At 29.8% G+C, this 14105-nt stretch carries 15 protein-coding genes; 10 read left to right on the top strand and 5 right to left on the bottom strand.

What is annotated here, in order from left to right:
• Positions 1-11: 11 nt before the first annotated feature.
• Complete coding sequence (gene rsmA, locus HA146_RS04420) at positions 12-836, bottom strand: 16S rRNA (adenine(1518)-N(6)/adenine(1519)-N(6))-dimethyltransferase RsmA (RefSeq protein WP_209108343.1); 825 nt, start codon at positions 834-836, stop codon at positions 12-14.
• A 56-nt stretch (positions 837-892) separates the two neighbouring features.
• Between rsmA and HA146_RS04415 the strand changes: the two genes are divergently transcribed.
• The 5 genes from HA146_RS04415 to HA146_RS04395 all read left to right on the top strand — a co-directional run bounded on the left by HA146_RS04415 (position 893) and on the right by HA146_RS04395 (position 3936).
• Positions 893-1225, top strand: coding sequence for a hypothetical protein (locus HA146_RS04415; RefSeq protein ID WP_209108342.1), 333 nt, complete (start codon positions 893-895; stop codon positions 1223-1225).
• 19 nt (positions 1226-1244) lie between these two features.
• Positions 1245-1661 (top strand): 23S rRNA (pseudouridine(1915)-N(3))-methyltransferase RlmH, encoded by a 417-nt coding sequence (locus HA146_RS04410; protein ID WP_209108341.1) that lies wholly within the window; start codon positions 1245-1247, stop codon positions 1659-1661.
• A gap of 98 nt (positions 1662-1759) precedes the next feature.
• Positions 1760-2176 (top strand): LexA family protein, encoded by a 417-nt coding sequence (locus HA146_RS04405; protein ID WP_209108340.1) that lies wholly within the window; start codon positions 1760-1762, stop codon positions 2174-2176.
• Complete coding sequence (locus HA146_RS04400; RefSeq protein WP_209108339.1) at positions 2173-3459, top strand: Y-family DNA polymerase; 1287 nt, start codon at positions 2173-2175, stop codon at positions 3457-3459. The genes HA146_RS04405 and HA146_RS04400 overlap by 4 nt, the downstream gene beginning before the upstream one ends.
• A gap of 9 nt (positions 3460-3468) precedes the next feature.
• Positions 3469-3936, top strand: a complete 468-nt coding sequence (locus tag HA146_RS04395; protein WP_209108338.1) for a serine hydroxymethyltransferase — start codon at positions 3469-3471, stop codon at positions 3934-3936.
• A 16-nt stretch (positions 3937-3952) separates the two neighbouring features.
• On the opposite strand, the gene dnaG is transcribed toward HA146_RS04395, so the two are convergent.
• Complete coding sequence (gene dnaG / locus HA146_RS04390) at positions 3953-5986, bottom strand: DNA primase (protein ID WP_209108337.1); 2034 nt, start codon at positions 5984-5986, stop codon at positions 3953-3955.
• A 95-nt stretch (positions 5987-6081) separates the two neighbouring features.
• Here dnaG and HA146_RS04385 point away from each other — a divergent pair, with 95 nt between their 5' ends.
• Genes HA146_RS04385 through HA146_RS04365 form a run of 5 tightly spaced genes read left to right on the top strand, consistent with a single transcriptional unit; the run spans position 6082 to position 8794 of the window.
• Positions 6082-6972, top strand: a complete 891-nt coding sequence (locus tag HA146_RS04385) for a DMT family transporter (RefSeq protein WP_209108336.1) — start codon at positions 6082-6084, stop codon at positions 6970-6972.
• Between the two features lie 22 nt (positions 6973-6994).
• Positions 6995-7354, top strand: a complete 360-nt coding sequence (locus HA146_RS04380; RefSeq protein WP_209108335.1) for a glycine zipper 2TM domain-containing protein — start codon at positions 6995-6997, stop codon at positions 7352-7354.
• The gene (ruvA, locus tag HA146_RS04375; protein ID WP_209108334.1) at positions 7355-8032 is read left to right on the top strand and encodes a Holliday junction branch migration protein RuvA; all 678 of its coding nucleotides are present in this window, start codon (positions 7355-7357) and stop codon (positions 8030-8032) included. It begins immediately after the preceding gene.
• A 33-nt stretch (positions 8033-8065) separates the two neighbouring features.
• Positions 8066-8335 carry a 30S ribosomal protein S15 gene (rpsO, locus tag HA146_RS04370; RefSeq protein WP_209108333.1) on the top strand — a complete coding sequence of 90 codons (270 nt, stop codon included), beginning with the start codon at positions 8066-8068 and terminating at the stop codon, positions 8333-8335.
• Between the two features lie 9 nt (positions 8336-8344).
• The gene (locus HA146_RS04365; protein WP_209108332.1) at positions 8345-8794 is read left to right on the top strand and encodes a PAM68 family protein; all 450 of its coding nucleotides are present in this window, start codon (positions 8345-8347) and stop codon (positions 8792-8794) included.
• 1 nt (position 8795) lies between these two features.
• On the opposite strand, the gene HA146_RS04360 is transcribed toward HA146_RS04365, so the two are convergent.
• The 3 genes from HA146_RS04360 to HA146_RS04350 all read right to left on the bottom strand — a co-directional run bounded on the left by HA146_RS04360 (position 8796) and on the right by HA146_RS04350 (position 14073).
• A complete protein-coding gene (locus HA146_RS04360) occupies positions 8796-12293 on the bottom strand; it encodes a DNA polymerase III subunit alpha (RefSeq protein ID WP_209108331.1) in 3498 nt (1165 codons plus the stop codon).
• Between the two features lie 84 nt (positions 12294-12377).
• The gene (gene gatA, locus HA146_RS04355) at positions 12378-13826 is read right to left on the bottom strand and encodes an Asp-tRNA(Asn)/Glu-tRNA(Gln) amidotransferase subunit GatA (RefSeq protein ID WP_209108330.1); all 1449 of its coding nucleotides are present in this window, start codon (positions 13824-13826) and stop codon (positions 12378-12380) included.
• A 31-nt stretch (positions 13827-13857) separates the two neighbouring features.
• Positions 13858-14073, bottom strand: coding sequence for a DUF1816 domain-containing protein (locus HA146_RS04350; protein WP_209108329.1), 216 nt, complete (start codon positions 14071-14073; stop codon positions 13858-13860).
• Between the last annotated feature and the right edge of the window lie 32 nt (positions 14074-14105).

Here is a 14105-nt window from a genome sequence, read left to right as displayed (position 1 = left end):
ATCATGAAATTTTATTTTTTAATTTTAATACAATTTTCTGCAAGCTTAATCCATTGGTTAATTGAAATATCTTGTGGTCTTAAATTAAAACAAATTTTTGAAGATTCAGATAATTCATTTATTTCTTCATTTGAAAGTATTGAATTAAGAGTATTTCTAAGCATTTTTCTTCTTGAATTAAATGAAATACGAAGAAGTTTATCTATATATTTTTCTACACTAATATCTAAACGTAAATCTTTTTTTAACGGTTCAAAAACGACTAAAGATGAAAAAACTTTAGGAGGTGGACTAAATGATGAAGGCTCTACATCGCAAATTTTTTTTATTTTTGATAAAAGTTGCATTCTTATACTAAGCGCACCAGCATTTGAACTTCCTTCCTGTGACAAAATCCTATCTACAACATCTTTCTGCATTAAAAAAATTATCTTTGCGTAATTATAGTTTCTAATAACACCCAATCTCCCTACAAATATATCCAATATTGGGCCAGTTATATTGTAGGGGATATTTGCAACCACTTTTGTAATCTTATTATTAATCGAATCTAAATTCACAGAAAGAATATCTCCCTGCTGAAGTGAAAACTTAACATTATTATTGAATTTAATATTCAATAAATTAATTAAATCTTTATCTAATTCAATTGCATGCAATTTTCTGATTTCTGAATCTAATAACTTAGAGGTTAAAGCTCCTCTTCCTGGCCCGATTTCTAAAATAAAGTCATTTTCATTTAGATCAGCAACCTCCTTAATTTTTTCTAATATTTTTTTATTTACCAACCAATGTTGTCCAAATCTTTTTTTTTGATGATAGTTTTTAGAATTCATCTAAAAGATAAATAATATGTTTAAATTAAATATGAATTTATTTAATACTTTATATCATGAGCTTATCAAAAAAAAATTTAGATAAACTCAATAAATATAAAAAAAATAAAAATTTCAATAACAATACTAGTAATGTAAGTAATTATTCAAAAATATATGACAACGATAATTCAACCAAAATGCAACTTAAATCAGAAGATCCCAATAAAATTTTTTATTCGTTAATTGACAATTCAGAATCTCTAGACAAGACTTCTAATGTTAATCATTCACTAAGAAAAAGCGAGCTTAATCAAATCAATATGAATTCTAGAAAAGCTAATTATTCTAAGAAATTAACAAATGAAGAGAAACTGTATGATGAATTTAATTATCTTCTTGAGGAATAATTAAATTTAATATTTACCTATGCTTCAGAGTAATAGATTAACAATTTATGCTATCGGCAAAATAAAGAAAATTTGGATTAGAGATGGAATTAATCAATACAAAAAAAGAATGCCTGAACTTATCATTAATGAGTTAAAGACTTTTAATATAAATAATCTAAGATCAAATAACCATATTATTATCTGCCTAAGTGAAGAAGGCAAACAGTTTAATTCAGTTGAGCTATGTTCTTTACTCTTAAATTTTAAAAATAAAAAAATTAATTTCTTAATCGGTGATACTGATGGAATTAGTTCAGATATAAAAGAAAAATCAGATCTTATACTAAGTCTGTCTCCTTTAACTTTTCCTCATGAATTAGCTAGATTAATCCTAATCGAGCAAATCTATAGAGCTATTTCTATATCTAACAACTCCCCTTACCATCGCTCTTAAAAAAATTAGATTTAATCTAAAATTAATTTATAAAAGCTTAATAACTAACTAATTTTTGAATTTTGTTATATAGTACATATATACTATTAATTTAAGTCTTGGATTCCTTTGATTCAACTACTAAAAAGTTTCAGATCCCCTTATTAACTGATTCGGTATCAGCAGGATTTCCTTCTCCTGCAGATGACCATACAGAAGAAAATATTGATTTGAATGAACATTTAATATCTAATCCGTTTAGCACTTTTTTTCTTAGAGTTAAAGGCGACTCAATGATAAATGCTGGAATTAAAGATAAAGATTTAATAATAGTAGACAAGAGTTTAACAGCCAAGCCAGGGAATATTATCATTGCAATGATAGACGGGGAATTTACAATAAAAAGATTATCTATAAAAAATAATGAATTATATTTAAAAGCAGAAAATCATAATTATCCCGATTTCAGATTTAAAAACCATCTTGATGTACAGATATGGGGCGTTGTCATTTATTCAATACATAGCTATTTATGAAGATTCCAAGTATTAATGCGATAGTTCTTATAGATGCTAATAATTTCTACGCGTCATGTGAACAAACTATTAATCCTCATTTAAGGAATAAACCAGTAGTAATTCTATCTAATAATGACGGATGTATCATTGCGAGAAGTCCTGAAGCGCGTGCTTTAAAAATTAAAATGGGAGCTCCTTATTTTAAGGTAAAAGAAAGATTAAATAAATTAGGTGTAGCAGTTTTAAGCTCAAATTACTCTCTTTATGGCGATATGAGTAGAAGACTAATGAATTTACTAAAAGACTGCTGTGAACAGATAGAGATTTATTCTATTGATGAAGCATTTGTCTCAATTTCTAGACCTAATGATAAAAATCTATATCCTTGGGCAAGAAGCATAAGAGCATTAATATATCAGAATCTAGGGATTACCATAACCGTAGGAATAGGAGAAAATAAAGTAAGAGCAAAAATTGCTAATAAATTAGCTAAAAATATTGATTATTCAGCTGGAATATTTGATTTAGCTAGAGCCAGAAATGAGAATAATTATTTGAAAATAATTAGTATAGATAAGATCTGGGGAGTCGGGAAACAAACCTCTAATTGGTTACAAAGTAAAGGTATTAAAAATGCAAGAGAATTAAGAGATATGGAAGAAAATGAAATCATTAAGAAACTAGGCATCGTAGGAAAAAGACTGCAATTAGAACTTAAAGGTCATAAATGTCTGCCTATAGAAAAAAACAAGAAATCCAAAAAAGAACTTCAGGTAAGCAGGAGTTTCAGTACACCTGTCACAAAATTAGAAGACTTAACTCAAGCACTGGCTACTCATGCAATAAAAGCATCTGAAAAAATGAGAAGTCAAAATTTGCAATCATCTAATATTAGAGTATTTGCCAGAACCAGTAAATATTCAACTCAAAATTACCAAAGAAGTGCTCATAGAAAACTTACGAATCCAACAGACGACACAAATAGTATTTTAAAAATAGTAGTCGCATTATCTAAAGAAATTTATAATCCCGAATATAAATTCTCAAAAGCTGGAGTTTTAATGCAGGATTTAACTAATAGCGAATATTTACAGCAATCAGTTATCAATTGCAAATCTCAGAAAGATCTAGAAAAATCAACAAACCTTATGAAAACGATTGATTTCTTAAATAAAAGATTCAATCACGATGCAATTACATGGGCGATTACAAAAAAGCCACAAAGTTGGTCGATGAGTAAAAATTTCTTAAGTCCCTCATCTACAACCGATATCAATAAGATCCCAACTATAGTAAAATAAAAAAATAAAATGGAATTTATTATATTTTTAAGCAAATTAGATAAAGAGATTCTTGAATTATTGACAAAAGCAAATTACATAGTTGAAGAAAATAAAGTTGAGTGTCTATTAAACAAAAAGATTAAAGGACTACACAATTTTGAAGAAAATAAGATAATAATATGTACTGAAAATGCAAAAAGGAAAACAAATTATAAAACTATAAAGAAACAACCAAAACAAGATAGCTTTAAAACAGAACGAGCGATAAGAAAAGCATTAAGACATGAAGCAACGCATGCAATACAAAAATGTAATAACAATAAAACAGTAGGAGATATAGAAAAACTAGAAAGTAAATTACATCCAACTAAGAGGAATGCGTTAGAGTTCTCTATTTCTAATTTTTCTGGAACTTATGCAAAAGAAGTTGAAGCATATGTTCTTGAAGACAAACCCAAAAAGGTAAAAAACTTGATTAAAAAATACTGCCTATAAATTAAAAGTAAACGTATTAACTAGCAATGAAATTACCACAGCGTTGTTTATCTAAAAAATTAATATGTTCTCTTTCTAAATAATATAATTCCTGAAATTTAATCGCATCTGAATTTAAATCTTTAAAAAGATCGTCTATCTCATTATTAGTATTTGAGGAACCTGAAGAAGAATTATCAATTAATATAGATATACAATTTTCTAAAGTTTTTAATCTTTGAGATCCCCAAGATTCGATTAAGTGCCTACATCTTTTTAGAGAATTATATTTCTCAAGAAGTGATAAAGTTCCAAGTAAATTGTCTTTAGGGTTACTCAGTAATGTTAAAAAAAACTCATTTGGATTAATAAAAATATTAATTTTATTTGATGATTCAAGATTATTATGATCTAAGTAGTCAGGCAGAAGTGAAATTAAGTTAATAGCAGAAAACTCTTTTTGAAGAATTTGACTATTTGATTGTTTTAAATCATTTAAATAATTTAAACCCAAATTATTTTGTTCAATTTTTGAAATAGATTCCCATAAATTTTGAATATAATTAGTGTTAAAACCATTAATTTCTCTTTTGAGAAATTCATCTCGAATAAATAGCCTAAGATCTGGACAATGTAAATAATAAAAGATTATTTCCGATTCATTTTTCTCTCGACGAGAAATTTCATTTGGTTGTTCAAATTTCTTTGATCTACCATGCCAACGAAACCCCTTAACTTGATTTCTTAAATCTTGTTCAAACTGTATTGCTAACCTAGCTTGTCCCTTACTTAATTGTTCGGCAACTTTTTGTAAGTAATGAGTTCTGGTTGATGATTGAGGTAATTTACTCAACAATTTTACCAATAAAGAAATAACGCTCTGAAAAATTTCAGCTTTAGTTAAATCTTTATCTTTAAAGATCTGATCAATCTCCCAATCAATCCAAAAGGATGAATTATCAATCAAATTAAAATAATCTTCAGGCGTATGACTATTCAAATATTCGTCAGGATCTTTAAAATCACTTAGTTGAAGTATCTTAAGATTTATTTGATCATGAAGAGATAGACTCTCCACTTCTTTAATTACTCTTTTTGTGGCTAATATCCCTGCATTATCAGAATCAAAATTCAAAATTATATTTTTATTATCTGTACATCTACATAGTTGAGAAATTTGATACTTATTTAATGCAGTCCCAAGAGAAGCCACAGAATTAGTAATACCCTTTGAATGAAGAGAAATCACATCAAAGTAGCCTTCAACAATAATGGCTTTATCTCTTTTCCTAATATTGCTAGAAGCTTTTTCGAATGCAAACAACATCTTTCCCTTTTCAAATATCTCTGATTCAGGAGAATTAAGATATTTGGGTTCCTGACCATCAAGAGATCTACCCCCAAAGGCAACTACTCTTCCCTGCATATCATGTATTGGAACAATTAACCTATTTCTAAAACGATCATAAATCTTGTCAGAATTATCTTTAGAAATTGAAAGACCTGAAGCTAATATTAGATTAATAGGAAATTTTTCTACCTTGGATAGATAATTAAATAAATCGTTCCATGAATTTGGAGCGAAACCTAATTCAAAGTTATCAATAGTTTTGTTATTCAAGTTTCTCTTTGATATTAAATATTTCATTGCTTCAGCACCAAGAGAATTATTTAATTGAGACTTAAACCAATTTTTAGTGACTCTTAATATTTTATAGAGTTCTTCCTTTCTGGATAATTGTTTCTTATATGCTTCTACTTGAGGACCCTCAAGATTTTCAACATTAATATTATTTTTTTTTGCGAGAGAAAGTACAACATCAGAAAAGTTTGCACGAGTAAATTCCATTAAAAATTTAATCGAGTTACCACCAGCACCACAAGAAAAACAATAATAGAATTGTTTACTAGGTGATACTGTCATAGATGGCTTAGTATCATCATGAAAAGGACAAATTCCAACAAATTCCTTACCTTTCTTCTTAAGAACAATATGCTCTGATATAACGTCAACAATATCTGCCTTTTCTTTAATCTCTTGAATAGTTCTTGGGTGTATAGAATGAACCATTGAGATTTTTTATAAAAGAATAAATAATGATTTATTTGTTATAGTTCAAAATCAAATAAGAATCTACTTAATTTCACAATAAAACTATTTATCAAATGATAAATATCGCAGAATTAGAAAGAAAAATTAATTCATTGAATAAGTTTAATTTGGTATTTGCCTCATTCTTCTTTAGTTTAATGACTTTGTGTGTAAAGAATATTGATAAAAGGATACCTATTTATGAATTAGTTTTCTTCAGATCACTGTTAAGTTTAATGATTACATTATTCATAATTAATCTAAAAAATATAAATCCATGGGGCAACAATAGACCATTACTTATCTTAAGAGGTGTTTTAGGAACTTTAGCTTTAGTTTGTATTTTTTATGCGATAAGAAATATGCCTCTTAGTATATCTACTGTCATACAGTACACATATCCTATTTTTATATCTATATTTGCTGGCATATTTATAAACGAAAAAATAACTCGGAATTTAGTTTTTGGTTTAATTATTGGATGGATTGGAATATTAGTAATGTTAAATCAAACTCAGTTATCAAATATAAACGTTGAAATTAAAAATTTTTCGATTTCGATAGCCTTTATTGGAGCAATTTGCACTGCTTTGGCTTACGTTACAGTTAAGAAACTTTCATTTACTGAAGATGTTTATGTAATTATTGAATATTTTCCACTTGTTTCTTTTATAACATTATTGCCAATTGTATTAATCAACTGGGTTACCCCAAATTGGAATGAATTAGTTTGGATAATTGGCATTGGCTTATTTACTCAATTAGGTCAAACATTCTTAACTATAGGATTAAAAAATTTACCTGCTTCTGAAGCTTCAATAATTAACTATTTACAAGTATTATTCGGGTCAATTTGGGGGGTTTTGTTTTTTAATGAAATAATAAACATAAATTTTTTATTAGGAGCTTCACTAGTTTTATTAGGAACTATTATATCTACTACCAAAATAATCAAAAGGACATAGAATATTAAAAAGAATAAAAAAAATGGTGAAATTTTTCTATCTAGCTTTATTGTTTTGTTTTTCCCCTATTGTTCAAGTTAATGCAACAACTCCAAAGTCAGTAACTTGCACAAGAACCGAATATAGAGAGGAGTATATTCCTGGAACGAAATCAAACCCAGGCTACGTAAAAAGTTACGAAGTGGATGTTGTAATACCTTGTGGAGGTCAAAGTCAAGCTGAAAAAATAGATGATAATGACTGTAGTGAAGGTTCTGTTATTGGAGGTATTCTTGGTGCTGGAATAGCACTTTCCTCCTCTAGAGGGAAAGACAGATTTTGGGCCGTACCTGCTGGCGGAACGGCAGGAGCGCTAATTGGATGTCAGGTGGATGGTGGTTAATTGATTAGTTGGATAAATGGAGAATTAGTTGAATTATGGCAAACTAATCAAAAATTTTTTGTTTTAATAAATTGTCAAGGATTAGGGTACGAGATTCAAATACTAGAAACTTTATTTCTTAAATTAAAAACAAAAAAGATATCTAATAAAAACATCACTCTTTGGATAAAACATATTAAGAAAGAAGATTCTGATTTATTTTTTGGCTTTACATCAAAGGATCAAAAAAATTTCTTTATTGAAATTTTAAGTATTAGAGGTGTTGGATCTCAAATTGGTATGGGGATATTAAATAAATTTTCCATTAATGAAGTTATCAATGCAATAAAAACGCAAAACAAGAAATTAATTTGTTCCGTACCTGGAATAGGACAAAAAATGAGTGACAGGTTTATTTTAGAATTAAAAAGTAAATTTAAAAATGAAATACCAATTGCCGAAAATAAAGGCAATGATCAAATCGCGATTAAGAATCCTGAAATTAATAAAATGGTGGATGACCTTCAGTTAACCCTTCAATCATTAAATTATAAAAATCAAGAAATTAAGACTATTTTGCCAATTATTATTAAAGAAACTGATCTCCTTACAAAAAACGAAAAAAATATATCATTTGAAAATTTATTGAAATTAGCTATGAATTATTTAGACAATAATAGTAGTAATATAGTCAGATAACATAGTAATATAGTTTTAAGGAAAATAAATTTTATGTCATTAGATACAGCTGAAAAACAGAAGCTTATTGGAACCCATCAAGTTCACGCAACTGACACAGGCTCAGTGGAAGTGCAAGTTGCAATGCTCTCTAAAAGAATTTCTAAATTAAGTGAACATCTTCAAGGAAACATTCATGATTTTTCTTCAAGGCAAGGATTATTAAAAATGATTGGGAAAAGGAAAAGATTACTAGCTTACATAAAAGATAAAAATGTCCAAAGATATCAAGATTTAGTAAAGAAAATTGGAATCAGAGGTTGATTTCTATTAATGAATAAAAAACAATCAAAAAAAAAGGTACTTAATAAAAAGAAAAAAACATTATCTGATGAAACTGCTTTTGCTAATCTAGAAAAAAAACCTATTCTAGTAAATACCCAAAAGAAATCATCAAGTGGAATACCTAAATATATAGCGGATAGAATGGCGAGAAGAATATTTTTTACCGCAGGAATACCGACGATAATGGGTATGTCAGTTTTTATTCTGAGCTACATTATCGTTACAAGAAATATTGCTGAAATACCTCCTTCTGCAACAATTGCAATCTCAGCATTGTTCTTCTTATTAGGTCTTGCAGGATTGAGTTTTGGAATATTATCAGCTAGTTGGGATAAGGAGCCAGGATCTTTTTTCGGTATTGAAAATATTCCTATGAATATACAAAGAGCAAAAGCGGCCTTCAAACCTGCGACTCAAAATTTTGAGGAGAATGGTTAATCTAGGAAACTAAAGATTTCAGATTAACTTGAAATGATTTATCTTCTAGTAGTTTGCATGCTCCTTGGATATCTCCAATACAAAATTGTTCGCCAAATTTAACGTAAGTAACACTATTTCTATTTTTTACTGCAGCTAAAACTGGAATTTTGTTTCCACATTTGCCTTTATCTGGCTTAAATTTAATTAAACAGTCTCTTAAAGTATTTTGAACTCTTACATCTGATGCTTGAGAACTTTCAAGATTAATAATAAGCAATTTTAGGTTATCTATTTCTCTACAATCATCAATTATTAATTGAGTTTTATCACTTTTTTTATCTATAGTTCCCCAAACCAATAATCTGGTATCAGTTAAAAGAAATTCTGATAATCTAACATAGGTTTTAGGGAAAACTATCGCTTCGCAATTTCCAGAAAGATCTTCAAGCTGAACTATAGCCATCCTATCTCCTTTTCTCGTAGTAATTTGCTTCAACTCAGGGATCATCCCAACTAAGGAGACTTTGGTTCTATCTTTAGTTTCTTCTAACTGCGAAATACTAATTGGAGATACAAGTTTTGCTGGCTTAGTTAGATGTTTTAGCGGATGATCAGATAAGTAAAAGCCTAAAAGCTGCTTTTCTAACTTTAACTTCTCAATAAGTGAATAATCATCAACCTTGGCTAATTGTGAATCTGAAAATGCTACATTTGAAAATCCTTCATTAGAATCAAATAGATTTCTTTGACCTGACATTCTATCGCGATATCGTGAAGAAGCCCATTCAATGACATGTTCAAGATCTGACAACAATTGAGCTCTATTATTATTAGTTGAGAACTCATCTAATGCCCCACAATGAATTAGAGATTCAATGCTTCTTTTGTTAAGAACATTAGAGGGTAATCGATCGCACAAATCTGATAATGAATTAAAACTTCCAAAATTATTACGATTTTCAATTATATTTCTTATGGCAGAATCTCCTAAATTTTTAATTGCAGAAAGACCAAATAAAATCTGATTATTCTTAATAGTGAAATCAATTCCAGAGAAATTAATGCTTGGTGAAATAACTTCTATTCCCATCGAATAACAATTAGAAATATATCTTTGCATCTTTTCGGTGGAGCCAGAATTTACACTTAAAAGGGCTGCCATATATGCAACAGGAAAATGGGCTTTTAAAAATGCAGTTTGATAAGTTACTGCACCATAAGCAGTTGAGTGGCTCTTGTTGAAACAATATTCTGCAAATAAAACCATTTGGTCAAAAAGATCATTAGCTAATTTTTCATTTACACCCTTATTCATAGATCCTTCTACAAAAATATTCCTATGTTTTACCATTTCTGATACTTTCTTTTTTCCCATTGCTCTTCGAAGCAAATCAGCATCACCCAGAGAATAACCAGCTAAGTCTTGAGCAATTTTCATAATTTGTTCCTGGTAAACCATAATTCCATAGGTTTCGGTAAGAATTGACTTAATAAAAGGATGAGGGAAATCAACCTTTTCGTTCCCATTTTTTCGATTTATGAATTTAGGTATAAGACCGGCATCAAGAGGGCCAGGTCTATAAAGAGCTAGGATAGATGAAATGTCCTCAAGAGAATTAGGCTTAAAGTCCTTTACAACCTGTTTCATACCAGAAGATTCAAGTTGAAATATACCTTCAAGATCTCCTCTACCAATAAGCTCAAAGGTTTTACAATCATTTTGGGGTAAATTATCAATATTTACTTTCTTCCCAGTGGATTGATTAATAAGAGAAACTGTCTTTTCAATCATTGTTAGATTCTTAAGACCCAAGAAATCCATTTTCAACAATCCAAGTGATTCAATATCATCCATAGAATATTGGGTTATTATTTGACCCTCATTATTTCTTTGAAGAGGTACAAGTTCGTCGAGAGGATCTGATGCAATAACAACTCCTGCAGCATGAACTCCATATGTTTTATTAGTTCCTTCAATTCTCAAAGCCAAATCAATCCATTTTTTTACTCTATTATCATTAATATATTTATCTCTAAACTCTTTGCTAGGAGAATTTTTATCAATCATTTCATTAAGTTTATAAGGTTTTCCTCTTACAACCGGTATTAACTTAGCCAATTTATCGGCTTCTCCATAAGGAATATCTAGAACCCTCGCAACATCTTTTAAAACCGCCTTAGAGGTCATTTTATTGAAAGTAATTATTTGCGCAACTTTATCCTCTCCATATCGATTGGTAACATAATCAATAACCTCATTTCTCCTGTCAATACAAAAGTCAGTATCAATATCTGGCATAGACTTTCTTGCAGGATTTAAAAATCTCTCAAACAATAATCCATGCTCTACAGGATCTATGTTTGTAATTTGAAGAGAATAGGCTACTAGTGAGCCTGCAGCAGAACCTCTACCTGGTCCTACTGGTATAGAGTTATCTCTGGCAAATTTGATATAGTCCCAAACCACCAAAAAATAATCTGGGAAACCCATATCTTTTATAATTTTTAATTCCGAAGATAGTCTTTTTTTATAATTCTCATCAACTTCTGTAAGATCATTTTTTTTCAATCTTTTTAAAAGACCTTCATTAGATAATTGTGTTAGTAGGGAAAATGAATCTGTGTCTTCATTAAGAGGAAATTTTGGCATTCTATATTTACCAAACAAATCAAATACTTCGATTTTTTTTGAAATTTCTACTGTATTGTTCACTGCCTCTTTAATTGATTCATCATCAATATGGTCTTTAAAAAGTTCAAGCATTTCACTTTCACTTTTAATATATTCTGTACCGGTATATCTTAATCTTTTCTCATCGCTTATTAGTTTTCCAGTTAATACACAAAGCAAAGCATCATGTGCTTCAACATCCATATTCGATATATAGTGAGCATCGTTGGTAGCGATGACTTTTATTTGATGCTTCTTCCCAATATTTAATAATTCAACGTTAACAATTCTATCCTCAATAGAGCCATGATCTTGTATTTCTAGATAAAAATCATCTGCAAATAATTTTTTATACCAAAGAGCTATGTCCTCCGCCACATCTAATCTTCCTTTCAAGATGGCCTGAGGTATCTCTCCTCCAAGACAAGCTGTAGAAACTATAAGACCATCGCTATATTTACTTAAAAGAAATTTATCAATACATGGTCTAGAAAAAATACCTCGACCTCTCATCCCATTTAAGTGACTAATGGTTGTTAACTTTACGAGATTCTTGTAGCCAGTATGATTTTTTGCTAACACCACCAAATGATATCTTTTTTCTTTTTTAGGTTGAGGGTCATCAATAGAACCATTAATCACATACATTTCATTACCGATAATTGGTTTTATACCTTTCTCTTTACACTTCTTGACCAAATCAAGAACTCCATACATAACTCCATGATCGGTCAGAGCAATAGAATCCATTCCCAGATCAGAAGCTCTTTCTACTATTTTAGAAATTTGACTTGCTCCATCAAGCAGACTGTAATCACTATGATTATGAAGTGGAACGAAACCCATACTCTATCTATTTATATATATAAGATAGAGAAAATTTCTAAAAGGTCTATAGATCTTAATTACAAATTAATTATTAATACAAATTTAGAATAAGGGCCTAGCCTGAATTACCTGAGCATCAATTTCAAAGATATTTGCTGCATTCAATATTTTATTCTCTTCCAATACATTACCTATAAGTTGAAGTCCTATAGGCAATCCTTTGGTATCAAAACCACATGGAATACTGATAGCTGGTAGTCCGGCTAAATTAGCTGGAACAGTTAAGAGATCAGACAAATACATAGAAAGTGGGTCATTGGCAAAATCACCCTTCAAAAAAGCAGTAGTTGGACAAGTCGGAGTCAATAAGATATCTACTTTCTTAAAAGCATTATCAAAATCTTTTCTTATCAAAGTTCTAATTTTTTGTGCTTTCTTGTAATATGCATCACTATATCCAGCTGACAAAGCATAAGTTCCTATCAAAATTCTTCTTTGTACTTCATCTCCAAATCCTTCAGCTCTACTTTTTGAAGTCATATCTAAAAGATTAGACCCTTCATTCGACCTATAACCATATTTAACTCCATCGTATCTAGCTAAATTTGCAGATGCTTCAGATGGAGCAATTACATAATATGTGGCGATACCATCGTTAAACCTTGGGCAATCAACTTCAATAATTTCAGCTCCTAAAGTTTTAAATTTCTCAACTCCAGAAAGAACGGATTCTTTAACTTCTGGATTAAGGCCCGGATGTTCAAAGCATTCTTTTATGATTCCAATTTTTAAACCCTTTATAGATTTATTTAAATCACTTAAATAATTTGGCACTGGTTTATCAAGACATGTTGAATCTAGGGGGTCTTTACCAGATATTGAATAAAGTATTTCAGCGGCATCTGAAACAGTATTTGTTATTGGGCCAATTTGATCAAGAGAACTAGCAAAAGCTACCAGTCCCCATCTACTTACTCTGCCATAAGTAGGCTTAAGCCCTACCACTCCACAAAAAGAAGCGGGTTGTCTTATGGATCCTCCAGTATCAGAGCCTATAGCAGCCGCACATAATCCAGCCGCAACTGAAGCAGCACTGCCTCCGGAACTTCCACCTGGAACTCTATTAATATCCCAAGGATTTGAAGTAACCCCAAAGACAGAGGTTTCTGTTGAACTACCCATTGCAAATTCATCCAAATTTGTTTTACCTAAACAAATACCACCTGAAGACCATAATTTACTAGAAGCTGTTGATTCGTATGGTGCTACAAAGCTTTTAAGCATTTTACTTGCACAAGTGGTTACAACACCCTTAGTGCAAATATTGTCTTTAATTGCTATTGGCATACCCGCAAGAGGAGGAAGTATTTCTTCCTTCTGAATTAATTTATCTATATTTTCAGCTTGCTCTATTGCCTTATCTTTAGTCGTACAAATATATGAATTAATTTTAGGATCATTAGAATCGATTTTTGATAAAAAATCATTTACTAATTCCTTAACAGAAGCATTTTTACTATTAATTTGCTTTCTTAAAGAATCAAAATTCATTTCAAAACTTTTTTCTTAAAATTTAAGATTATCAAACAGTTAATGGTTCTTCTTTTTTGCAACGAACTAAACTATGTTTAATATTTGTAGAACCTTCATCAGAAAGATCTTTAATAAAAAAAGATAAATTTTCTTTTAAACTACGTTTTGTAATAAATGGACCATACCAGTACGTAGTTGAAGGCTGATCTGTTTCAATCTTAGCCCACCAAGCTAATCCGAGTTTGTTTCCAAAATTTCTAATCAATTTTATTGGCCTTATTAAGCCATTAATTCTTG

This window comes from Prochlorococcus marinus CUG1416, from assembly GCF_017695965.1.
Classification (GTDB): Bacteria; Cyanobacteriota; Cyanobacteriia; order PCC-6307; family Cyanobiaceae; genus Prochlorococcus_A.
Note: the sequence above shows the minus strand (reverse complement) of the source record. Positions and strands in the feature narration are given on the sequence as shown.